Annotated in this window: 24 protein-coding genes and 1 pseudogene; 13 read left to right on the forward strand and 12 right to left on the reverse strand. The window is 71.0% G+C overall.

Annotated features, from left to right (window positions below; genetic code table 11):
* The first annotated feature begins 31 nt into the window (after nucleotides 1-31).
* A complete protein-coding gene (locus tag C463_RS13390; RefSeq protein ID WP_008444640.1) occupies nucleotides 32-2,179 on the forward strand; it encodes a S9 family peptidase in 2,148 nt (715 codons plus the stop codon).
* 22 nt (nucleotides 2,180-2,201) lie between these two features.
* Here the strand turns inward: C463_RS13390 and C463_RS13395 are convergent, their stop codons facing one another.
* The 4 genes from C463_RS13395 to C463_RS13410 form a co-directional block, all read right to left on the reverse strand.
* Complete coding sequence (locus C463_RS13395) at nucleotides 2,202-2,576, reverse strand: helix-turn-helix domain-containing protein (RefSeq protein WP_008444642.1); 375 nt, start codon at nucleotides 2,574-2,576, stop codon at nucleotides 2,202-2,204.
* A gap of 54 nt (nucleotides 2,577-2,630) precedes the next feature.
* Nucleotides 2,631-2,870 carry a hypothetical protein gene (locus C463_RS13400; protein ID WP_008444644.1) on the reverse strand — a complete coding sequence of 80 codons (240 nt, stop codon included), beginning with the start codon at nucleotides 2,868-2,870 and terminating at the stop codon, nucleotides 2,631-2,633.
* Between the two features lie 111 nt (nucleotides 2,871-2,981).
* A complete protein-coding gene (locus C463_RS13405) occupies nucleotides 2,982-3,668 on the reverse strand; it encodes a DUF5828 family protein (RefSeq protein ID WP_008444647.1) in 687 nt (228 codons plus the stop codon).
* Between the two features lie 113 nt (nucleotides 3,669-3,781).
* Nucleotides 3,782-4,042, reverse strand: coding sequence for a hypothetical protein (locus C463_RS13410; RefSeq protein WP_008444648.1), 261 nt, complete (start codon nucleotides 4,040-4,042; stop codon nucleotides 3,782-3,784).
* Between the two features lie 212 nt (nucleotides 4,043-4,254).
* Here C463_RS13410 and C463_RS13415 point away from each other — a divergent pair, with 212 nt between their 5' ends.
* Both C463_RS13415 and C463_RS13420 read left to right on the forward strand, forming a co-directional pair.
* Nucleotides 4,255-4,638: a cupin domain-containing protein gene (locus tag C463_RS13415; protein WP_008444658.1), complete on the forward strand. Its 384-nt coding sequence runs from the start codon at nucleotides 4,255-4,257 to the stop codon at nucleotides 4,636-4,638.
* A complete protein-coding gene (locus C463_RS13420; protein ID WP_008444661.1) occupies nucleotides 4,631-5,263 on the forward strand; it encodes a hypothetical protein in 633 nt (210 codons plus the stop codon). The genes C463_RS13415 and C463_RS13420 overlap by 8 nt, the downstream gene beginning before the upstream one ends.
* A 48-nt stretch (nucleotides 5,264-5,311) precedes the next feature.
* On the opposite strand, the gene C463_RS13425 is transcribed toward C463_RS13420, so the two are convergent.
* The 4 genes from C463_RS13425 to C463_RS13440 all read right to left on the reverse strand — a co-directional run bounded on the left by C463_RS13425 (nucleotide 5,312) and on the right by C463_RS13440 (nucleotide 9,076).
* Nucleotides 5,312-7,198: a carbon starvation CstA family protein gene (locus tag C463_RS13425; RefSeq protein ID WP_008444664.1), complete on the reverse strand. Its 1,887-nt coding sequence runs from the start codon at nucleotides 7,196-7,198 to the stop codon at nucleotides 5,312-5,314.
* Nucleotides 7,199-7,438: 240 nt separating this feature from the next.
* Complete coding sequence (locus C463_RS13430; protein WP_008444666.1) at nucleotides 7,439-8,392, reverse strand: ArsA family ATPase; 954 nt, start codon at nucleotides 8,390-8,392, stop codon at nucleotides 7,439-7,441.
* A gap of 28 nt (nucleotides 8,393-8,420) precedes the next feature.
* Entirely contained in the window at nucleotides 8,421-8,717 is a 297-nt protein-coding gene (locus C463_RS13435) for a hypothetical protein (protein ID WP_008444667.1), read from the reverse strand.
* A gap of 149 nt (nucleotides 8,718-8,866) precedes the next feature.
* Nucleotides 8,867-9,076, reverse strand: a complete 210-nt coding sequence (locus tag C463_RS13440) for a hypothetical protein (RefSeq protein ID WP_008444668.1) — start codon at nucleotides 9,074-9,076, stop codon at nucleotides 8,867-8,869.
* Nucleotides 9,077-9,193: 117 nt separating this feature from the next.
* Between C463_RS13440 and C463_RS13445 the strand changes: the two genes are divergently transcribed.
* Nucleotides 9,194-10,504 carry a CobW family GTP-binding protein gene (locus C463_RS13445; protein WP_008444669.1) on the forward strand — a complete coding sequence of 437 codons (1,311 nt, stop codon included), beginning with the start codon at nucleotides 9,194-9,196 and terminating at the stop codon, nucleotides 10,502-10,504.
* A 51-nt stretch (nucleotides 10,505-10,555) separates the two neighbouring features.
* On the opposite strand, the gene C463_RS13450 is transcribed toward C463_RS13445, so the two are convergent.
* Nucleotides 10,556-10,795, reverse strand: a complete 240-nt coding sequence (locus C463_RS13450; protein WP_008444670.1) for a hypothetical protein — start codon at nucleotides 10,793-10,795, stop codon at nucleotides 10,556-10,558.
* Nucleotides 10,796-10,868: 73 nt separating this feature from the next.
* Nucleotides 10,869-11,195: a hypothetical protein gene (locus C463_RS13455; protein ID WP_008444671.1), complete on the reverse strand. Its 327-nt coding sequence runs from the start codon at nucleotides 11,193-11,195 to the stop codon at nucleotides 10,869-10,871.
* A gap of 58 nt (nucleotides 11,196-11,253) precedes the next feature.
* Between C463_RS13455 and C463_RS13460 the strand changes: the two genes are divergently transcribed.
* The 7 genes from C463_RS13460 to C463_RS13490 all read left to right on the forward strand — a co-directional run bounded on the left by C463_RS13460 (nucleotide 11,254) and on the right by C463_RS13490 (nucleotide 16,837).
* Nucleotides 11,254-11,493, forward strand: coding sequence for a hypothetical protein (locus tag C463_RS13460; protein ID WP_008444672.1), 240 nt, complete (start codon nucleotides 11,254-11,256; stop codon nucleotides 11,491-11,493).
* A gap of 93 nt (nucleotides 11,494-11,586) precedes the next feature.
* Nucleotides 11,587-12,264, forward strand: a complete 678-nt coding sequence (gene upp / locus C463_RS13465; RefSeq protein ID WP_008444673.1) for a uracil phosphoribosyltransferase — start codon at nucleotides 11,587-11,589, stop codon at nucleotides 12,262-12,264.
* 76 nt (nucleotides 12,265-12,340) lie between these two features.
* Nucleotides 12,341-12,556 (forward strand): DUF7569 family protein, encoded by a 216-nt coding sequence (locus C463_RS13470; RefSeq protein ID WP_008444674.1) that lies wholly within the window; start codon nucleotides 12,341-12,343, stop codon nucleotides 12,554-12,556.
* A gap of 79 nt (nucleotides 12,557-12,635) precedes the next feature.
* A complete protein-coding gene (gene thrC, locus C463_RS13475; RefSeq protein ID WP_008444675.1) occupies nucleotides 12,636-13,919 on the forward strand; it encodes a threonine synthase in 1,284 nt (427 codons plus the stop codon).
* A 112-nt stretch (nucleotides 13,920-14,031) separates the two neighbouring features.
* Nucleotides 14,032-14,391, forward strand: coding sequence for an antitoxin VapB family protein (locus C463_RS13480; protein WP_008444682.1), 360 nt, complete (start codon nucleotides 14,032-14,034; stop codon nucleotides 14,389-14,391).
* Nucleotides 14,388-14,789 (forward strand): type II toxin-antitoxin system VapC family toxin, encoded by a 402-nt coding sequence (locus tag C463_RS13485; RefSeq protein WP_008444691.1) that lies wholly within the window; start codon nucleotides 14,388-14,390, stop codon nucleotides 14,787-14,789. Before C463_RS13480 ends, C463_RS13485 begins: the two co-directional genes overlap by 4 nt.
* A 221-nt stretch (nucleotides 14,790-15,010) precedes the next feature.
* Complete coding sequence (locus tag C463_RS13490; protein ID WP_008444693.1) at nucleotides 15,011-16,837, forward strand: sensor histidine kinase; 1,827 nt, start codon at nucleotides 15,011-15,013, stop codon at nucleotides 16,835-16,837.
* Here C463_RS13490 and serA read toward each other — a convergent pair.
* Nucleotides 16,800-18,404 (reverse strand): phosphoglycerate dehydrogenase, encoded by a 1,605-nt coding sequence (gene serA, locus C463_RS13495; RefSeq protein ID WP_008444694.1) that lies wholly within the window; start codon nucleotides 18,402-18,404, stop codon nucleotides 16,800-16,802. The genes C463_RS13490 and serA overlap by 38 nt on opposite strands.
* Before the next feature lie 171 nt (nucleotides 18,405-18,575).
* Here serA and C463_RS13500 point away from each other — a divergent pair.
* Nucleotides 18,576-19,355: pseudogene (locus tag C463_RS13500) on the forward strand (hemolysin family protein); the annotation flags it as partial.
* A 202-nt stretch (nucleotides 19,356-19,557) separates the two neighbouring features.
* Nucleotides 19,558-20,388 (forward strand): hypothetical protein, encoded by an 831-nt coding sequence (locus tag C463_RS13505; protein WP_008444696.1) that lies wholly within the window; start codon nucleotides 19,558-19,560, stop codon nucleotides 20,386-20,388.
* Nucleotides 20,389-20,466: 78 nt separating this feature from the next.
* On the opposite strand, the gene C463_RS13510 is transcribed toward C463_RS13505, so the two are convergent.
* Nucleotides 20,467-21,882: a HEAT repeat domain-containing protein gene (locus C463_RS13510; protein WP_008444697.1), complete on the reverse strand. Its 1,416-nt coding sequence runs from the start codon at nucleotides 21,880-21,882 to the stop codon at nucleotides 20,467-20,469.
* Between the last annotated feature and the right edge of the window lie 31 nt (nucleotides 21,883-21,913).

Consider the following 21,913-nt stretch of genomic DNA (forward strand, 5'->3'; position numbering starts at 1 on the left):
GCCTTTTGCCTCCCCCGTCCGACCCACACCCATGGAGCCGATCACCGCCGCCGACTACCGCGACATCGCGGTCCCGTCCGACCCCCGTATCTCCCCGGACGGCGACCGCGTCGCCTTCGTACGCCGACAGCCGAACGACGACGATTCCTACGAGACGACGGTGTACGTCGTCGACGCCGCGGGCGAGGGCGCGCCGCACCGGCTCACCATCCCTGAGGGCGCCGACGCCGAGCCGCGCTGGAGCCCCTCGGGCGACCGCATCGCGTTCACCTCCACCCGTGGCGCGGCCGACGACCGCCAGCAGCTGTGGGTGCTCCCGCTCGACGGCGGCGAGGCCCGCCGCGTCACCGACGTGGTCGGCGGCGTCTCCTCTATCGCGTGGTCGCCCGGCGGCGAGCGGATCGCGTTCGTTCAGTCCGTGACCGCCGACGACCGCGAGGCCGACCGCGACCTCGCGGTGCCGGACGACTACGAGCCCGAGGACCACCCGGACCCGCGCGTCATCGACCGGACCGTCTACCGGGCCGCCGAGCGCCACTTCGACGGCCGCCGCCCCGGCGTGTACGTCGTCGGCGCGGACGCGACGGTCGGCGGCGTCACCGACCCCGACCCGGCCGAGTCCGGCGCGGTAAGTCGAGTCACCGACCGCGACGCCGACTTCGCCGCGCCGTCGTGGGGCGACGCCGACACGCTGTACTACACCGAGGCGGTCGGCGACGATCCGGACGACTCCGTCGAGATCGCGATCCACGCGCACGACTTCGACGCGGGCGAGGCCGACCGCGTCCACACCACGACCGGGTGGGGCGCCGCCCTCGCGGCGACCGCGGACGGCCGCGTCGCGTTCACGCACGCCGAGCCGGAGCAGGTGTCGATGCAGCCGACGGCCCTCCGCGTCCTCGACGCGGAATCGGGCGCTGTCACCGACCTCACCGGCGGCATCGACCGCGGCCTCGGCCGCGGGACGACCCCGCAGTGGGGGCCGGCCGACGAGACGCTGTACTTCGCGACGCCGGACGAAGGGAAGACGTCGCTGTGGCGCGTCCCCGCCGACGGGAGCGCGGACCCCGAGCGCCTGCTCCGCCCGGGAACCGTCTCCGGCGCGACGGTCGGCGGCGACGCCGACGCAGCTCCCGAGTCGGTCACCATCGCGTTCGCCGCCAGCGAGTGGGACCACCCGGGCGACGCGTTCGCTTACGACGCCGCGGCCGACGAGACGACCCGCCTGACGGAGCTGAACGCCGACTACCTCGCCGAGCGGGCGGTCGGTGAGCCCGAGGAGATCCGCTTCGAGTCCGACGACGGCGTCGAGATTCAGGGGTGGCTGTTGACGCCGCCGGAATCCGCTGTCGACTCCGGGGGAGCCGGCGACGATGGCGAGTCCGCCGTCGCCGACGAGCCCTACCCGCTCGCGGTCGAGATCCACGGCGGCCCGCACGCGATGTGGTCGACCGCGGGGACGATGTGGCACGAGTTCCAGACGCTCGCGGCCCGCGGCTACGCCGTCTTCTGGTCGAACCCCCGCGGCTCGACCGGCTACGGCGAGGAGTACATGCAGGCGATCGAGCGCGACTGGGGCGCGGTCACGCTCCGCGACGTGATGGCGGGCGTGGAGACGGTCGCCGACCGCCCGGAGATCGACGACTCGAACGCGTTCGTCACCGGCGGCTCCTTCGGCGGGTTCATGACCGCGTGGGCGGTCGGCCAGACGGACTACTTCCGCGCGGCCGTCTCCCAGCGCGGCGTCTACGACCTCACCGGCTTCTACGGCTCGACCGACGCCGCCTACAAGCTCGTCGAGGGCGACTTCGACACGGTCCCGTCCGAGGAGCCGGAGTGGCTGTGGGAGCAGTCGCCGACCGGCCACGCCGACGCGGTCGACACGCCCACGCTCCTGATCCACTCCGAGGACGACACGCGGACCCCGATCTGTACGGCGGAGCTGTACCACCGGATCCTCCGCAAGAACGGCGTCGACACGCGGTTCGTCAGGTACCCCCGCGAGGGGCACGAGCTCTCCCGGTCCGGCGAGCCCGCCCACGTCGTCGACCGCATCGAGCGGATCGCCCGCTGGTTCGACGGCTACTCCGAGTATCACGACGCCGACCGCGCGCTCGACCGCCCCGAGGACGACGGGCTGACCGCTGGCGAGGAGTCCGACGACGAGTCCGAGAAGTAAGGCTCTCCCCCCCCGAACGGGCTCAGCGCTCGTCGGGATCGAACCCGTCGATGGCGTCGTGGACGTCCGCCACCCACTCGTCGAGGGCGTCGTGGAGGCGGCGCTTGGCCTCCGGGACCGGAATCGCGGTGTACTGGTAGACGTAGCCGCCGGAGTCGAGCAGCCGCCGCCGGCGCTCGACGAGTCCCTTCTCCCGGAGCGTCGACAGCGACCGGTTCACGTTCGACCGGTCACGGTCGAGCGCATCCGCGAGTTCGGCGACGGTGCTGCCCGGGTATTCGAGCAGTTCGAGGTACGCCCGGCTCTCGTGGTCGCGCACGCCGAAGACGCAGGAGAGGACGTGCTCGAAAGAGGGAGAGGTGTCGCCGACGAGGTCCTCGATTTCGGAATCGCTCATGGGACCCGGTTCGCGCGCGGCGAGGTTAAATGTCGGTTTCCGCGGTCGACGGCGTCACTCCTCGGTCGCGTACCCCATCTGGTCGATACAGCCCCGCATCCCCGACTCGTCCGCGTGCCGATGGAGGTTCGTCGGCGTGTCGCAGTGGTACGTCTCCCCGTCGTAGCGGAGGGCGACCTCGTGGCTCGCGCCGGCGACCTCGACGTCGACGAGGATCCGCTGCCCGTCGTTGAGCGCGTCGATGAGTTCGTCGACGGACAGTTCGCCCGCCTCGACTCGGAGTACCTCGCTCATGGGTGTGATTCGACGGTCGGCGAGTTAAAGCCGACCGATGTGTCTCCGCCCGCGACGCCGCGCCCTCGGCGCGGCCGGTTCGCCGGGCGATGTCGGCGGACTCGCGCCCGTTCACGTCGTCGTCGAGTCAGGGCCGCCCTCCTCGGCGGGCGGCTCGACGCCCTCGGCGGCCGCGACCTCGTCCGTCCGCTTCTCGGTCTCGACGTGCCAGCGGTCGATCTCGGACTCGTAGTCGTCGAGGACCTCGGAGACCTCGCCTTTCAGTTCGTCGTCGTTGACGTTCACCTCGAAGACGAACGTCTCGCCGTCCTCGGCGCGGGCGACCTCCTGGATGTTGGCGCTGACGAGTTCGTTGTCGAAGTAGTACGGCGCCATCTGGGTCATCACGTTCCGGTAGACGGCGTCTTCCACCTTGCGGAGCGCCTTCCGGCTGGCCGAGTCGGCCGCGCGGGCGACGTGTTCGATCGACTCCCCCCAGCTCTCGCGGGCGCTCTCCGTGTCGTTCTCCTCGACCTTCTCGTAGGACTCCGTGAGCTTCTCGCCGGCCGTCTGGAGGTCGTCGCCCGGCGATTCCCCCGCGCGCTCGCCCTCGCCCTCGTCGACGGAGGCCTGCGCCGCGGTCTTCTCCGAGACGTCCTCGTCGATGCGCTCGTGGGTCTTGGGACGCCACTCGTCGAACTCGTAGTAGGCGTCGCCGTCGACGCCGACCTCGCGGAGCGCCAGGGCGATCCGCTCGCCGTGTTCGACGACGTCGCCCCAGTCCCCGCGCACCTTGAAGCCGGAGATGCTCTCTTCCATCGCTTGCCCACGTTACGACACGAACGCGTATAAGTCTCCCCGAACTGACGTGACGGCCCGAGCGCGGTCCCGCCGCCGGACGCGCGGGCTGAGCTACCGGGCGCGCGCGTCGGTCACTCCCCGTACGCGATCCGCCGCGCCACCGCGTCGAGCTGCTCTTTGAGGTTGCCGAGGGCCACCGACGGGGAGACCCGTCTGAACGACGACTCGTCGACCTCGATCCGCTCGCCCGCGAACGGGTCGCGCTCGGCCCGCTCCTCGGGGGACTGGTCCTTCGCTACCGCGCCGACGACGGTCGACATCGAACAGCGACCGCACGCCTCCGCCTCGACGCCGCCGTCGGTCCCATCCGGCTGGTTCGACTCGTCTGTCATGCTCTCTCACGCCTCACTACGACGTTCTGCTCCTTAAATCCGCGCCTCGGTTCCGCTCGACGCCGTTTCGGAACGCGGGCGAGCGCCGCCGAGGACGTCGTCTCGTCCCCGTTTCGGCGCGCCGTCCCACACGTCTTGGCGCGGCGTGACGCTCCGGTGGCCGTCGGTGCCGCTCCCGACGCCCTTTTACTCACCCCGTGGAATTCGTTAGCATGGGATACCGCGTCGTCGACGTCGACTCGGTCGAGCCGGAGCCGGACCGACCGTGTGAGTGCCGGAAGCTGTCCGACCCCGGCGGCCTCGACGCCGCCGCGATAAACCGCTTCCGCGCCGAGCCCGGCGAGCAGCTACCGCTCGCGTACCACTACCACGAGACCCAGGAGGAGGCGTTCTACGTCCTCGACGGGACGCTCGCGGTCGAGACGCCTGAGCGCACCTACGAGGTCCCGGTCGACGACCTGTTCGTGGTCGACCCCGAGAGCCCGCAGCGCGCGTACAACCCCGCGGACGCCGACGGAGCGGTGACGGTGCTCGCCATCGGCGCCCCGCCGGCCTCGGGGGACGCCGCCGCGTACGACCCCGACGGCGATGAGTGAGAACGCCGAGCCCGGGGAGGGCGCCCGCCGCGACCCCGGAGAGCTGCCGGCGGAGGTCCGCGAGGCCGTCCCCGACTACGACGACGAGTACCTCGACCGCGTCTCCGACCGGCTGATGTACAGCTACGACCTCGACCGCGACGTCGTCGTCGACGGCGAGCGGTTCGAGATGACCGCCGAGATGCGGGTCAGAAACCAGAAGCAGTTCCTCCACCCGGCGCTGAGCTACGCGGACCACGACATGCGGGAGCACGTGTTCGTCCGCCGCGTCTCGACCCCGAGCGCCGCCGAGATGGAGCGACTCGTCGAGTTCGCGCACGACGTGGCCGACGACCGCGTCGAGGCCCACGAGGAACACTACGGCACGGACGTCACCGTCGTCGTCGTCGCCGACCGGATTCCCGACGGGGTCGCCGACTTCGTCGCGGGGTTCCGCGACCGAACCCTGCTGAAGTTCGGCTACTACGGCCACTACGAGGTGAACCTCGTCGTCGTCGCGCCCGACCGCGAGTCGCTCGTCGCCAGCGAGAACGCCGACACCGCGGCCGCGTTTCGCCTGTGGGAACGAGTCGACCGGCCGGACGAGGGGTTCTTCTCCCGGTTCGCGAAGCGCTTCTGGCGCTGAGCGTCGGCCGTCACTCGAAAAAATCCGCACCGATCCGACTCCCGTCGGTCAGTCGTCGCTCGGTTCCGCGGCCGCTCCGCTACTGCTCCGCACGGTCGTGATGTTGTCGTAGCCGATCCGCACCAGCGATAGCGCCAGGTAGATGAGGACGAACGCGAGCCCCATCTGGACCACCGCCGATATCTGCCCGCTGAGTCCGGACACGTTCCCGAGGATGAGCTTCTGGTAGAAGTTATCCCACAGCGCCACCCACGACAGCCCGAGGACGGTGATCGTCACCATGACCGTCATCGGGACGCCCGTGGAGGCGAGCTGCTTGGACTCGTCCCAGTTCGCGAGCCAGACGGTGCCGGCGAGCAGCGCCAGCGCCGCGAGCAACTGGTTCGCGCCGCCGAACAGCGCCCACAGCGTCACCCACTCGCCGGAGATGACGAGCAGGTACGCGATGGATATTTGAATGACCGGGTTCGTGTACCGCCCCTTGGCGATGCTGCCGAGGTCGGCGGAGAAGCCGGTCGTCGTCCCGCTCCCGCGGGTGCCGACGATCTCCTCCATCATGTACCGACCGAGCCGCGCCGCGGTGTCGGTCGAGGTGAGCAGGAAGCTCACCAGCACGAGCGCCATGAACGGCGCGCCGAAGCTCTGCGGAATCCCGAGGCTGGTGAGGATGATCCCGCCGCCGGTCGCGAAGTTCGGCAGCGCGCCGCCGATGCCGCCGCCCGCGGCCGCCGTGGTCGCCCCGGCCACCGCGAGCGTGGAGATGGCGACGGACGCGAGCAGCCCCTCGCCGAGCATCCCGCCGTAGCCGATGAGGCGGGCGTCGCTCTCCTTGTTCAGCTGTTTGGCGGTCGTCCCCGACGACACGAGCGAGTGGAACCCGCTGATCGTCCCGCAGGCGATCGTCACGAAGAGCAGCGGGAACAGCGGGGTGATCCCGCGTTCCCCGATCGCCAGGTCGCTGCCGAAGAAGCCCATGTACGCGCCGATCGACGAGTCGATCGTCAGCGGCTGGGCCGAGGTACCGAGCAGCGTCCCGACGATGATCGCGAGCAGCGCGCCGCCGACGCCCGAGTACAGCAGGAACGACGACAGGTAGTCGCGCGGCTGGAGCAGTACCCACACCGGGAGCGCGCTCGCGAGCGTCGCGTACACGAGGATGACGGGCACCCACGCGGCGACGTTCGGCTGGAGGATGGCGTCAGCGCTCACCACCGCCCCGGGCAGCCACGCGCCGTTACCGAGGAACTCCAAGAGGACGATGGTCCCCTCGGGGAACGCCCCGGACTCCACCGCCGGGAACAGCGCGATCGGGTACTGGATCCCGAGCCAGACGCCCGCGAACACGCCGGCGACGAACACGACCGTCCCCGGCAGGAACGGGCCGTCGAGCTGGTAGAGGTAGACTCCGAACCCGAACGCCAGCGCGATGTACACGAGGCTCGCGGTCGCGGCCGACGGGAACGCGTTCAACACGATCCCGACGACCAGGGCGAACACCGCCACCACGAGGATGATGGTGAGGAACGCGAACCACAGCAGCATGTTCTTGCCGCGCTCGCCGACGTACTCGCCGATCATGAAGCCGATCGACTTCCCCTCGTGTCGCATCGAGCCCGACAGCGAGATGAAGTCGTGGACCGCGCCCATCAGCGGATTGCCGATGGCGACCCACAGCAGCGCCGGGACCCATCCCCAGATGGCCCCCGCGGTGATCGGACCGACGATCGGCGCGCCGCCCGCGATACTCGAGAAGTGATGCCCCAGTAGCACCGGCTTCTTCGCCGGTACGTACTCCTGTCCGTCCTCGTACTTGTGTGCCGGCGTCTCCCGGTCGTCGTCGAGGTCGACGAACCGAGAGAGGTACCGCGAGTACCCCATGTATCCCACGGTGAACGTACTGAGCACGGCGACGACGATCCAAATTACACTTGTCATAAGTTCCCTGCCTCGTGATACTGGTTCACTATGTCAAACTTAAACGTTACCTTCGTTCATGACGATGTTCGTTAATGTAGAAAATCCCCACCGAGCAGGCCGTCGAAACGAAGTTTATTACTCCTGTTGATAGGTGAAATTCACTACAAACCTCCTCCGACTCCTCTCGCCCGCGCTCGGCCTTCGGCGACGCCGCCGGGGTCGTCTCCCCGTTCCGGCCGGGGTTCTCGGTTCGCCGAGTCAGGGCTCGACGTCGAGGGAGGCGGCGACGTCGGCGAGCACGTCTCCGCGGACCTCCGTCGTGCGCGACTCGATCTCCGCGACGAGCGGCGGTTCGAACCCCTCGCGGACCTGCGCGAGTCGGTCGCGCTCGGTCTCGACCTTCTCCCGGAGGTAGCGCGCGCCGCGCCCCGTTTCGTCGTCGTCGGGCGTCGGCGTGAGCTTGTTCGCCACGAGCCCCCGCACTTGGAGGTCGCGCTCGGTGAACGCCTCGATGGCGCGGGCCGTCTCGTTGACGGATAGCTGGTCGGGGTTGAACACCAGGAAGAAGGCGGCGTCGGACCGCATCGTCTCCCCGGCGTACTCGAAGAACTCCTTGCGCTCCTGAAGGCGCTCGATCACGGGGTCGCCCTCCAGCAGGCGCCGCGGCTCCATGTCCCCGATCGCGGCCTTCTCGAACAGGTCGATCGACTGCTCGCGCTTGTACAGCAGCCGGTCGATCCAGTCGCCGAGGAACTCCGGGAGCCCGAGCAGCCGCAGCGTCGAACCCGTCGGCGCGGTGTCGAAGACGACGCGGTCGTACGGCTCGCTCTCGGTGCGCATCACCTCGACGAACGCGTCGAACAGCGCCGCTTCGTACGCGCCGGGCGTCCCGTGGGACATCTCCAGTTGGCGGTTGACCTCCGACACCATCGCCGCCGACACCTGCTCGGAGAGCGACTGGCGGATCTCGTCGAGGTGCCGCTGCATCTCGTCTTCGGGGTCGATCTCCAGCGCGTCCAACCCGTCGACGCCCTCGACCGGCTCCGGCTCGTCGCCGAACTGCTGGTCGAACACGTCCGACACGGAGTGGGCCGGGTCGGTGGAGACGACGAGCGTCTCGACCCCGTCTCGCGCGCAGCGGTGGGCGTACGCGCACGAGACGGTTGTCTTCCCGACCCCGCCCTTGCCGCCGAAGAAGACGAACGGCTCCATCAGTCGGCGGAGAGTCGACGTTCGGTCATCAGAAGTGGTACTGCTGGCCCTTCCGCTCGATGAGGCTCTCGCGGTCCCACAGCCGGCGCTCCCACGCCTCGAACTCGTCTTCGAGGTACGGAAGCAGCTCGGCGGTGTAGTACGACACGGGCGACGGGATCCCGAAGGCGTCCGGGAAACACGCCAGCATGAACTCGTCTTCGGTGTCCTCGGCCTCTTTCTCGATCTTCTCGTAGGCCGGGTGGGTTATCATCCCGTGGTACAGGCCTCGGGCCCACTCCTCGAACACCGCCCGGAACCGTTCGATCCGATCGGCTACTGTCATCGTCCTTCATGACAACCCTTCCGGGTTAAAAGCTGTCGCGGTCGAGCCGTCGCAGCGCAGATCCGCGCCGAACCGTCGAGGCCCCGAACCGCAGTCGAGCCGCCGAGGCGTCGACTCGCGGTCGGATCGTCGGACCCGAGCCCGAAACCTCAGGCGGAGCTTCCTTCCGGGAGTTCGCTCGACGCGTCGTCGGTCTCGGCGTCGTCGGCGTCGTCCAGTTCCGGTCGGTCTTCGTTGCCGGGACTCGGACCGTGGATGTCGCTGCCGATCGTTCCCCAGACCAGGTACAGCATCGCGGCGACCATCAGCACCGTCACCGTGATGCTGACGAGCGACACGGCAGAGGCGGACAGAACCATGTCGAGGGTTCGACGACCACAGCCTATCAACGTATCGGCTCGGTCCGAGCCGCCTCCCGGCGCCCGCCGCCTCCCGCGTGCCGGGGGTTGAATAGCGTCGTGTCCGATCCGAACCGTATGGACGACCGCATCCCGGTGACCGTGCTCTCGGGCGGGCTCGGTGCGGGCAAGACGACTCTCCTGAACCACCTGCTCCGGAACGCCGGCGACCGCGACCTCGCGGTCCTCGTCAACGACATGGGCGACGTCAACGTCGACGCGGAGCTGATCGCCGAGGAGTCCGAGGTCGGCGTCGACGGCGTCACGGAGCTGTCGAACGGCTGTATCTGCTGTGAGCTCCAGGACGACCTGGAGTCGGCGGTCGTTCGGCTCGCCGAGAACCGCTCGTTCGACGCCTTGGTCGTCGAGTCGTCGGGCATCTCCGAGCCGGCGCCGGTCGCCCGGCTGTTCACGACCGAGTCGCGAGCGGCGGCCCGCTACCGCGTCGACGCGCTGGTGACCGTGATCGACACGCGGCAGTTCCTCGACGCGTTCGCGGGCGACGAGACGCCGGAGCGGCGCGTCGACCCGGACGCGGGCGCCGCAGGCGAGGACGCCGACCGCCCGCTTTCGGACCTCCTCGTCGAGCAGGTCGAAGTCTCGAACCTCGTGGTGTGTAACAAGGCGGACCTCTGTACCGATGCGGAGATCGACGAGGCGGTCGACCTCGTCGGCGCGCTCCAGCCCGACGCGGAAACGGTCGTCACGGAGTTCTCCGCGGTCGACCCCGACCGCCTCCTCGATGTCGGGCTGTTCGACGAGCGCGAACTCGGCGACCTCCCCGGTTGGAAGCGCGCGCTCGCCGAGGCCGACCGCGGCGACGGCGAGGCCCACGAACGCGACGATGACGCCGGAACCGGCGAACACGGGGGAGGTCACGGTGACCACGACGGAGACCACGACCATCGCCACCCGGACGAGGTGTACGGCGTCACCTCCTTCACCTACCGCCGCCGCCGGCCGTTCCACCCCGAACGGATCGCCGCCGTCCTCCGCGACCTCCCGCCGGGCGTGGTCCGCTCGAAGGGGACGCTGTGGGTCGCTGGCACGGACCAGCGCCAGCAGGTCGGGCAGGCGGGCCGCTCGGTCCGCGTCACCGCGCTCGGCCCGTGGATCGCGAGCGTCCCGGCGGTCGAGCGGGACATGCTCCGGTCGAACCGCCCCGACCTCGACTGGGACGACGAGCGGGGCGACCGCCGAACGGAGTACGTCGTCATCGGTACCGACTTCGACGAGGAATCACTCGTCTCACGGCTCGACGACGCCCTGCTGACCGACGCCGAACTCGACGCGTTCGGCGACCCGGGCCTCGGCGACGACCCGGCCGACGTCGACCCCGCCCCGTTCCCGACCGAGCAGGGGAGCGAGGTCGCGCTGCGGGAGCCCTGACCCGAGGCGCGGCGAGGACGTCGGCCGCGGGCGGCCCGGGCGCCAGACGCCTCAACAGGCGCAGCCGCCCCCGGTCGCCCGCTCGAAGCGCATCGCGTCGCCGCAGTCGGGACACGTCGGCGTCCCGTCGGCGTCGCGGTCGAGCCCCTCGTCGTCGACGTCGACATCGCGGACGCGGACGGCGCAGTCGTCGCACCAGTACGCCCCCTCGGAGCCGTCCTCCCCGGCGGTGCTCGGCGCCGTCCCCGTCGAGCCCGCCAGCGCGTCGGTCACCGTGTCGAAGATGCCCATACCGTAACGATCCCCATCGATCATCTTAGTCTCTCGGTGTCGTGCGAACAGTTCGCACAGCCGCGGCGGCGGCTCACAGCAGCGGCAGCGTGAGCGCGAGGAACGCGGCCCCCAGCGCGATTCCGGCGTACAACAGCCGCTCGAACCGGACGTCAGCCGGAAGCGGGCCGGCGTCGGCCGGGGGCGCGGACCGGACGAGCTGCCGGTGCGCGACCAGGGCCACCCCGCCGAACCCGAGCGCCGACGCGCCCAGCGCGGCCGGCAGCGACAGCCCGTACGCGAGCCCGTATATCGGTCCGAACGAGAAGATCAGCGCGAACCCCACCCCCGCGGTCACGATGAACGGGACCGGGTCGATCGGCTCGCCGCGGCGGTTGCGGAGGCGGGGCGGGTCGAGCATGCCCGCCGTACGTGTGCGACGGACAAGAGCTAAGTGGCGCACACCCGCCAGTCGGCGTATGAGCGCCGAGGAGAGCGCCGACGGCGGGGGCGACGAGGGCGGGATCCGCGAGGGCGTCGAGCGCTCCTCGGGCGACCCCAAGGTGCTGCTCGCGATGAACGCCGTGCTCTCGGCGTGGTTCGCCTGGATGGTCGTCTGGGGGCTCGACTACGTCGGCACGGCGACGCTGTCGCTCCGAAACGTCGCGACGCTCGCCGTGATCCTCTTCGCCGTGACGTACGTCGTCGCGCTCCGGTAGGAGTCGGCCCGCGACGACCCGGGCGATCGATCGCCGCTCGCCGAGTCACGGATACGCCACGTTTTAATACCGTTCCGGGCGCGATTCCGACCAATGACGATCGAAGACCGCGACGACGCGTACCTCATCACGCACGCGCTGGCGACGGACACCCTCTCGCGGCTGCGCGACGTCGAGACGGAGCAGGTGGCGTTCCGGAAGGGGTTGGTGAAGCTCGGCCGCATCTGCGGCTACGAGATCATCGACGGCGCGATGGAGGCGGAGTACGTGCCGGTCGAGACTCCCCTCGCGGAGACGACCGGCGAGCGCGTGAAGGGGCTCGACGACGTGGTGATCATCAACGTCCTCCGCGCCGCGACCCCGTTCGTCGAGGGCCTCCTGAAGGCGTTCCCCCGCGCGAAGCAGGGCGTCATCTCCGCCGGCCGCGACGAGGCGGCCGGGATGACCGAGGACGGCGAGTTCCCCATCACCATCGACTACGTGAAGCTCCCCGAGATACGGCCCGAAGACACGGTCATCGTCGCCGACCCGATGCTCGCCACCGGGTCGACGATGGCCGCCGTCCTCGACCACGTCCTCGCCGAGGCCGACGACTTCGAGGACCTGTTCGTCCTCTCCGCCGTCTCCGCGCCCGCCGGCCTCGTCCGCGTGAGCGAGGCCGTCCCCGAGGCGGACCTCCTGACGGTCGCCATCGACGACCACCTCGACGACGACGGGTTCATCGTCCCCGGCCTCGGCGACGCCGGCGACCGGGCGTTCCGGACGGTCTGAGGCCCCTCGTCGCCCGCGCCGCCGCTCCCCGGTCCGCCGACGTACTTTTAAGAGCCGGCGACGCGACCGGTACGACATGAGCGACGCGCCGACGACCGAGCCCTGCGACGCCTGCGGCGACCCCACGACGGACGCGCTCGCGCGCACCGTCCGACTGAGCGTCGATCGGGCGAACATCGACACGCAGCGGCTCTGCCCCGACTGCTTCGCCGACTGGATCCAGCGCTATCAGGACCGCCTCGGCTCCGGCGGAGACGAGGGCGACACGGACTCCGAGATCATCGTCGACTGAGGCCGAACACCTTCGCTCTGGCCGGCAACGTCCGTTCCGACCGGCCGTCTTAAGCCGCGCCGGCACCGACGCCGACGTAATGGACTTCGCCATCGACGCCCCGGCCCCGGCGGCGCCCGACTGCGCCGACGACGGGACGTGGCTCGCGTGCATCGCGTGCGACGAGACGTTCGCCCCGTTCGAGGACGTCCGGTACACCTGCGACGAGTGCGACGGCCTACTCGAAGTCCGGTACGCCGACCCGCCGACGTTCGACGAGTTCGGCGCGGGCGCGCCCTCGGAGGGGCCGGACCGCGGCGTCTGGCGCTACCGCGAGGCGCTCCCCTTCGACATCGGCGTCACGCTCCCAGAGGGCGACACGCCGCTCCACCGCGTCCCGCGCATCGAGGAGTCGGTGGGCGTCGACGCGCTCCGGATCAAACACGAGGGAATGAACCCCACCGGCTCGTTCAAGGACCGCGGGATGACCGTCGGCGTCCGGGTCGCGGAGGAGTTGGGCGTCGGTGCGCTCGCGTGCGCCTCGACGGGCAACACCTCGGCCGCGCTCGCCGCGTACGGCGGCCGCGGCGGGATGGAGACGCTCGTCCTCCTCCCCGCCGGGAAGGTCGCGGCCGGCAAGGTCGCGCAGGCGAGCCTCCACGGCGCGCGCATCTTGGAAGTCGACGGCAACTTCGACGCCTGCCTCGACATCGTTCAGGAGCTGGCCGCCCGCGGCGAGGCGTACCTCCTCAACTCGCTGAACCCCTTCCGCCTCGAGGGACAGAAGACGATCGGCTTCGAGATCCTCGAGGAGTTCCGCGCCGACCACGGGACGTTCCCGGACCGGATCGTCCTCCCGGTCGGCAACGCGGGCAACACCTCGGCGCTGTACAAGGGGTTCCGCGAACTCGTCCAGTCGGGCGCGCTCGACGTCGACGATGTCCCCAAGCTCACCGGCGTTCAGGCCGAGGGCGCCGCGCCGATGGTCGAAGCGGTCGAGGAAGGGAACGACGAGATCCGGCGCTGGGAGCAGGTCGAGACGCGCGCGACCGCAATCCGCATCGGGAACCCGGTCAACGCGCCGAAGGCCATCCCCGGGATCCGCAACACCGGCGGCACCGCCGTCGCCGTGAGCGACCCGGAGATCACCGCCGCGCAGCGCCACCTCGCCAGCGAGGGGGTCGGCGTCGAGCCCGCCTCCGCCGCGAGCCTCGCGGGACTCAAGAAGCTCCGCCGCGAGGGCGTCGTCGACGACGACGAGCGCGTGGTCTGCCTGACGACCGGGCACCTCCTCAAGGACCCCGACGCCGCCTACGAGGCCGGCGGCGACCCCGAGCCGGTCCCGAACGACGCCGACGCGGTCCTCGACCACATCAGGGGCTGAGCCGGTCGTCCCACGCACTCGATTCTCTTCTCCTCTCGCTCTACCCTCTCCCTTCGCTCTGCGCCCCAACGCCGCCATCTTTTACATACACAAACACGTACACACAAGCGAGATGCCCACCAAGACGATCGGCGTTCGCGAGGAGGTGTACGAGCGGCTCCGCGCTCGGAAGCGCGACGACGAGAGCTTCACCGACCTCATCGACCGTCTGATCGACGAGAGCGAGGGCGACTGGCGCGGCGGGTTCGGGTCGCTGTCGGCCGCGGAGGCCGACTCGCTCCGCGGGGCCGCGGCCGCGTCCCGGGAGCGATTCGACGAGTCGGCGGGCGACCGACAGGCCGCGGCGATCGATCGGCTGGGGGGCACGGTCGACGAGGCACCTTCGGATGACGGCGCCAACACCGACGACGCTGACGACTCCGCCGACGCGACCGACGATGGCACGAACCACGACAGTGGGGGATCGGCGTGACTCGGTACCTGCTCGACACGACGTTTCTGATCGATTACTTGGGCGGCTCCGACGACGTCCGTCGGTTCCTCGAAGCTCACGAGGACGAGGAGTTCGCGACGACCGCGATGAACTACAAGGAGGTCGCGGTCGGTCTCCGCCTCGACGACGGGCTCGACCCGGCGCGTCTCGCGGCCGCGTTCGAGTGGCTCGACGTCGTGCCGATCGCGGCCGACCACGCCCTCGCCGCGAGCACCTTCGAGGCGGAACTGTACCGCTCCGACGACCACACGAGGCGGGCCGTCGACGCGGCTACCGCCGATCTGCTCATCGCCGGGGTCGCAGAGGGGGAGGGGATGACCGTCGTCACCCCGAACGTCGACGACTTCGAGCCGTTCGTCCCGGTCGCCGAGTACTGATCGCCGAATACTGATCGCCGCGTACCGATCGCCGCGTCCCGATCACTGCGTGCCGATCGCCCGCAATCGGGCGCTCCGTCGGGCTGGCGGTCGTTGGGAGCAGTATCAGCGGCGGCCCGGACTCGGTGAGGTCCTCGCCCGGACCCGACTCCGTCGCCGATGTTCAGGCACGATACGCCAACGGTTTGAATTAAATAGTGGCGTTTCGATCAACGAACAAGTTGATAGATGTCTCGCTGACGGCGCCGCTCGCCGCGCTCGCCGCGGCCGTGGCTGCCGGTGCCACTGTCGCCGCGTTCGAGTACCGCGACGAGCCGGGCGGACTCGCCGCGGTCGCGTTCATGGCCGCGATCCTGTGGTGGTCCGCCGGGCTGTTCGGCGAGGCGGTCGCGGCGACCGAGGCCGGGAAGTTGTTCTGGCTCAACGTCCAGTACCCCGCGACCGCGGTCGTCCCGGTCGCGGCGGTCGCGTTCGTCGCGTCGTACCTCGGTTACGACGCGTGGCTCTCGCGGCGCCGGCTGCTCGCCTTGGCGGCCCCGCTCGCCGCGCTGACGCTTCTGAGCTGGACGAACGAGTTCCACGGGCTGGTCCGCACCGGAACCGACCTCGTCGCGTTCGGCTCCGGGACGGTGCTGTTCCGGGAGTTCGGCCCGGCGTGGTGGGCGGGCTGGCTCTACTCGCAGCTCCTGCTCGTCGCGACGTTCGCGACGCTCGCGTACGGCGTGTACGACTCGGCGTCCGCGTTCCGCGCGTCCGCGGGGCTGCTGCTCGTCGGCGCCGGCGCGCCGTGGGGCGCGCAGTTCGTCGTCCTCGGGGGCGGCCCGGCGTTCCGCCCGGAGCTCCTGTTCGTACTCACGGGCGTCGCGTTCACGGTCGCGGTCCGCCGGGGGCGGACGCTGGGCGTGACCCCGGTCGCCCGGCAGGTGACCTTGAAGGCGATCCCCGACCCCATCGTCGTCGTCGACAGGAGCGGTCGGATCGCGGACACGAACCCGGCGGCGCGCGCGTGGCTCGGCGACGACGTCGCGGTCGGCGCCGCGGCCGCCGACGCACTGGCGACCGCCCCCGAGGTCTACGCCGCGTACCGCCGCGGCGAGGCCCCCGACAAGCCGCTGCGCATCGAGGTCGACGGGGAGCCCCGCTTCGTCTCGCTCTCGGCCGTCTCCCTGCCGACGCTGGGTAGTCGCTCGCAGGGGACGGTGTTGCTGCTGCGGGACGTGACCGAGTCGGAGCGCAACCGTCGGGACCTCGAAGTGGCGAACGACCGGCTCCAGACGCTGACGCACGCGCTGGCGCACGACATCAAGAACCCGCTGACGGTCGCGGACGGGTTCACGGACCTCGCGACCGCGGGCGACGAGGCGGCGATCGAGCGCGTCGAGGGCGCGCACGACCGGATCTTCGAGATCGTCGACGAGACGCTCGCGGCCGTCGACCACCCGGACCCCGACGACGACGCCGAGTCGTTCTCGCTCGCGACGCTGGCCGAGGAGGCGTGGCGGACCGCGGAGACGGGGAGCGCGACCCTCGCGGTCGCGGGCGACGAGTCGTACGTCGCGGACAGGGCCGCGGTGCGCAGCGTCTTGGAGAATCTCTACCGGAACGCGTCGGTCCACGCCGGTCCCGACCCGACCGTGACCGCCGTCGCGCTCGACGGGGGGTTCGCGGTCGTCGACGACGGCCCCGGAATCCCGCCGGTCGAGCGCGACCGCGCCTTCGACCGCGGCCGACGGCACCGGGATCGGCCTCGCCTCCGTCGCGACGCTCGCCGCGTCGCACGGGTGGACCGTCGGCGTCGGCGCGGGCCGCGGCGCGGACGGCGACGGCTCGCTCCCGGACGAAGTCGCCGTCGGCGACGGCGCGGCGTTCGTCGTGGGCTTCGGCGACCGACCGATCGAAGCTGTCGCGGCGCCGGTCGTCGCCGACCCGGACGCGCTCGTCACGCCCTCGGAGCCGCTCGCGGCAGAGAAGTAGTCGACTCGGCTGCGCGGCGTCCCGACTGCCCGGGACCTACTCGTCGGCGCGCTCGTCGGCGCCGTCCAAGGTGATCTCGGTGATCTCGACGACGCGGTCGTCCGCGAGCAGCTCCTCGATCGCGGGGTCGGGGACGGCCGAGTCGAGGTTGTAGACGGTGAGCGCCTCCCCGCCCTGCGTCTCGCGGCCGTTGAACATCCCGGCGATGTTCACGTCGTGGTCGCCGAGGACGGTCCCGATGAGCCCGATGACGCCCGGCTCGTCGGTGTTGCGCGCGACGAGCATGTGGCCGTACGGGACCGCGTCGACGCGGAACCCGTCGATCCGGACGATGCGGGGGTCCTCGCCCGCGAACAACGTCCCCTCGACCGATATCTCGTCGTCGCCGTTGCGGACGGTGACGCGGACGAGGCTCTGGAAGTCGTCGGTCTGTCGGGTCTTCGACTCGGTCACCTCGATCCCGCGCTCCTCGGCGAGCCGCGGCGCGTTCACCGCGTTCACCTCCCACTCCAGCGGCTCGAAGACGCCCTTCAGGGCGCTCGCGGTGACGAGGTCGACGTCCTCCGCGGCGATGTCGCCCTCGTAGGTCGCCTCCACCTCGGTGATCCGGCCGTCGAGCAGCTGCGCGGCCACCTTGCCGGCGGTCTCGGCCACGTCGATGTACGGCTCGATCCGCGGGAAGGCGCTCTCGTCGACCGAGGGCGCGTTGAGCGCGGTCAGGACCGGCTCGTCCTCGAACGCCGCCAGCACCGCCTCCGCGGTGTCGACCGCGACGTTCTCCTGCGCGGCCTCCGTCGACGCGCCGAGGTGCGGGGTCAAGACGACCTCCTCGACGTCGAGCAGCGGCGAGTCCTTCGGAAGCGGCTCCTCGGCGAAGGAGTCGAGCGCGGCGCCCGCGAGGACGCCGTCCTCGACCGCCTCGGCGAGCGCGTCCTCGTCGACGATGCCGCCGCGGGCGCAGTTGATCAGGTAGCCTCCCTCCAACTGGGCCAGCTCGGCCTCGCCGATCATCCCCTCCGTCTCGGGGAGCAGCGGGGTGTGGATCGTCGCGAAGTCGCCGGCCGCGAGCGCGTCGTCGAGTTCCTCGACGAGTTCGGCCCCCATCCGGTCGGCGCGCTCCTCGGAGATGTAGGGATCGTAGACGACCAGATCCATCCCGAGCGAGTCGAGGCGCTTGGCGACCTCCTGCCCGACGCGACCGAGGCCGACGATGGTGAGCGTCTTGTTGTTCACCTCGGTGCCGAGGAACTCGCCTTTCGCCCACTCGCCGCCGACGAGGCGCCCGTGCGCCTGCGGGATCGAGCGCGCGACGGCGAACGTCATCGCGACGGTGTGTTCGGCGGCGGCGCGGACGTTCCCGTCGGGCGCGTTGGCGACGATGACGCCGTGGTCAGTGGCGGCCTCGATGTCGATGTTGTCGACGCCGATGCCCGCGCGGCCGACGATGACGAGCTCGCTCGCGGCGTCGAAGACGGCCTCGTTCACGTCGGTCCCGGACCGCACGATCAGCGCGTTGGCGTCGGCGACGGCGTCGAGCAGCGCCTCCCCCTCGGCCTCGTAGTCGGTGACGACCTCGTGGCCGGCGTCTCGGAGTCGGTCCAACCCCGCGTCCGCGATGGGGTCGGTGACGAGTACCTTCATGCCGAAACGCACCCGCGGCGCGGGGTTAACGCTTTCCGAATCGCGCGGTTTTGCCGCCCGAACGGATCCGCGCACGTGGGTATCGACCCCTCCGTTTCCGGTGGAGAATGCGCGTTCGTGGGTATCTTCGCCGTCGGCACTCCCTTTTATATGGGGCCGCACGGTCCGTCCATGGACTTCACGATCACGTTCGTCGGCGTCGGCGCAATCGTCGCGTTGACCGCGGTGAGCGCCTTCTTCTCCAGTTCGGAGCTGGCGGTGTTCTCCGTCCCGACCCACCGGGTCGACTCGCTCGTCGCGACCGACGCCCCGGGCGCCCGGGCGCTGGCCGCGCTGCGCGACGACTCGCACCGCTTCCTCGTCACGGCGCTTGTGAGCAACAACGTCGCCAACATCGCCGCCGCGTCGGTCGCGACCGCGGTGTTCGTCCGGTTCGGCTTCTCCGGCGGGCAGGCGGCCACGGGGTCGACGCTCGTCACGTCGGTGTTCGTCATCGTCTTCGGCGAGATCGCGCCGAAGTCGTACGCGGTCGCCAACGCCGAGCGGCACGCCCTCCGGGTCTTTCGGCCCGTCGTCGCGATCCAGCGGGTCCTCCGGCCCGTCCTGTACGTGTTCGAGGCGCTCTCCGGCGTCGTCAACCGCTTCACTGGCGGCGAGTCCGCGATCGAGTCGTCCCTCACGCGCGAGGAGATCGCGACGCTCGTCCGGTCGGGGGAGGCCGCGGGCGCGCTCGACCCCGACGAGGGCGCGATGATCCGCGGCGTCCTCGATCTGGAGACCACGACCGTCGCCGCGGTGATGGTCCCCCGGACCGACGTGGTCGCGCTCCCCGACACGGCGACCCCGGCGGACGCGCTCTCGCGGGCCGCGAGCGAGGGAGTCACCCGGATGCCCGTCTACGGCGAGAACTGCGACGACGTGGTCGGCGTCCTCGACGTCACGCTCGCCGTCACCGGCGCGACCGCGACGCGGGTCACCCGGGTTCGGATCGAACACGCCGACGAGACCGGGTTCGCGGTCGGCACCGCCGACGCCGACGGTGAGGCCGGCTCGCTCGGGCCCGAGTGACTCCCCGATCGACGCGTGCGACACCCGGACACATAACACAACATACATGTGCTTTCGACGGATGCCGTGAGACAGGTTCTCGATCATGGTTGGCCGCTGGGCGTGTGACCGGTGCGGGTTCGTCGCGTGGACGCGGGACCGCTCGGAGATGGCCGAGGTGACGGGCTCGCACCTGCTCGCGCACCACTCCGACGCGCTCTCCGCGTCCGACTTCCGGGTGAGCTGGGACTGCCCGTACTGCGCCACGGCCAAGACCGCCTACGACACCGACGGCGCCGTCGCCGAGTTCAAAAGCCACCTCCACGGGCACGTGGCCGACCGGATCGCCGGCAGGGCTCACGTGGCCGACCGCGTGGGGTGGGACGGGGTCGTCCGCGTCGACGCCTCGGCGGCCGGCGACGAGGCCGACGCGCTCCGGACGCACTTCCACGGCGCCGCGGGGCTCGTGGTGGCCGTGACCCCCACGCCGGAGCGGCTGGTCCGCGCGCTCGACGAGTCTCTCGACGCGTGGCCCCGGCGGACGGTGATCGTCAGCACCGGCGAGTACGAGTTCGAGGCGACGCTCGACGTCGACTTCGAGGGCCGCAACGTCGAGATCGTCGAACTCGACCCGCGGCTCTCCCCGGACGAGGTCGGCGAGACCGTCTCGCGGATCCTTGACGACAACCACGAGCCCGGCGAGCGCGTCTCGCTGGAGGTGAGCGTCTTCCACCAGATCGTCGCCGCCTTCGACGTCGAGCGATCGGTGGCGTTCGTCCGTATGCTCGCCGCGCGCCTCGCGGACACGGGCGGCGTGTTACAGCTGTACGTCGACGCCGACGCGGACCGCAACGTCGCCACCGTCCTGAACTTCCTCGACGAGACGATCGACCTGACGGTCGCGGTCGACGACGGGCGGTTCGTTCGCCGGCCGTGACCGCGGCCACGCGCCCCCTCGATTCCGTCGTATTCGCTCACTCGTCGTCGCTGCGCCCGGTCACTCGGTGTCGCCCCCTCACTCGTTGTAGCTCTCCGTGTAGTCCGCGGGCCACCGGACGTAGACGTACTCCACGTCACGGTCCGCGGCCGCCTCGACGACCGCTCGCTTGAACCGTCGCAACACGGCCCTCGCACGCTCTCGCGCCGCCTCCGAGGCGGTCTCGTCGCTCGCGAGCGCGCGGAGCTTCCGCTCGACGTCGACGCCGAGGGCGGACCGGTTCTCCTCGTCCGGCGGGCGCTCTTCCGTCCCGTCCGTCGAGGCGATCCGCGGCAGGTACGCGGCGGCGAGGTCCGCCACCAGTCGGTCGCGGTGATCGAGCGCGTCGATCAGCCACTCGACCGCGGTCGACCGGTCGGCCGCGGTCGGGTCCGCGGCTTCGAGGAGTTCGCAGTACAGCCACGCCGCGTACCGCTTCGTCTCGGCGTCGACGCGTTCTCCCGATTCCGCGGCGGCGTCGGCGGGACTCCCCGTCCGGTCGTCTCCGGTTCGCTCCGCGGCGACCGCCCAGAACACCGCGAGCAGTCCGTCGGTCTCGAAGGGTCGCTCGTCGAGGAGGCGGTCGCGAACGTCGCCCGCCGGGACCGCGTCCGCATCGGCGATCACCGCGGCGGTCGATTTCGCGGCCGCCCGGCGGACCGACTCCGCGGGGTCCCGCAGCGAGCCGATCAGGACCCCGGCGGCGTCCCTTCGGTCGAGTTCGCCGAGCCGACGCACGACGGTCAGCCGGAGCCGCTCGTTGCCCCGTCGCGCAGCGCGCGCGAGCAGTTCGACCGCGTCGTCGGTGTCCATCGCGACGAGCGCGTCGACCGCGGCGCCGCGCACGAGGTCGTTCCGCGCGTTCACGACCGGTCGGACCGCCTCGACCGCCTCGCCGCCGACCCGCGCGTACCCCCTGACGGCCCGAGCCCGCACCCGCGCGTCGCCGTCGTCGAACGCCTCGCGGAGCCGGGGCGCGACGTCCTCGTCGCCGACGGCGGACAGCCCGGTCGCCCCCACCATCCGATACGCGGCTCGGTCGTGTACCACCCATCGGGCGAACGTCGCGACGGCGCCGTCCGCGTCCCCGCTCCGCGGGGCGTCCCCTCGCAGACGCTCGTCGCCGCCCCGCCGCTCGGCGATCCGCCGCGCCAGCCGGTCGACGTGTCCGTCGCCGTGGAAGTACAGCGACTCGATCGCCGCCGCGCGGACGGCCTCGTCGGGGTCGGTGAGCGCCGCCTCGAAGAGCCCCTCGACGATGCGCCCCGCGTCGGCGCTCATCGAGCTGGAGGGGTTGCCGAGCGCCTCGGCCGCCTCGCGTCGCGTCGACGCGTCGAACCGCCGGTCGAGCCGCGCCAACGTCGGGGGCTCGCCGTCGGCCGGACCCCCGCCGCGCCCGGCGTCGCCGCTCTCCGCCGGTCCCTCGGCCCCCGCCGGTCGCGGCCTGTCGTCCATCTGTGAACCTCTCACCGATCCGGTACGTTAA

The sequence above is a fragment of the Halorubrum californiense DSM 19288 genome, from assembly GCF_000336875.1.
In the GTDB taxonomy this organism is placed as follows: domain Archaea; phylum Halobacteriota; class Halobacteria; order Halobacteriales; family Haloferacaceae; genus Halorubrum; species Halorubrum californiense.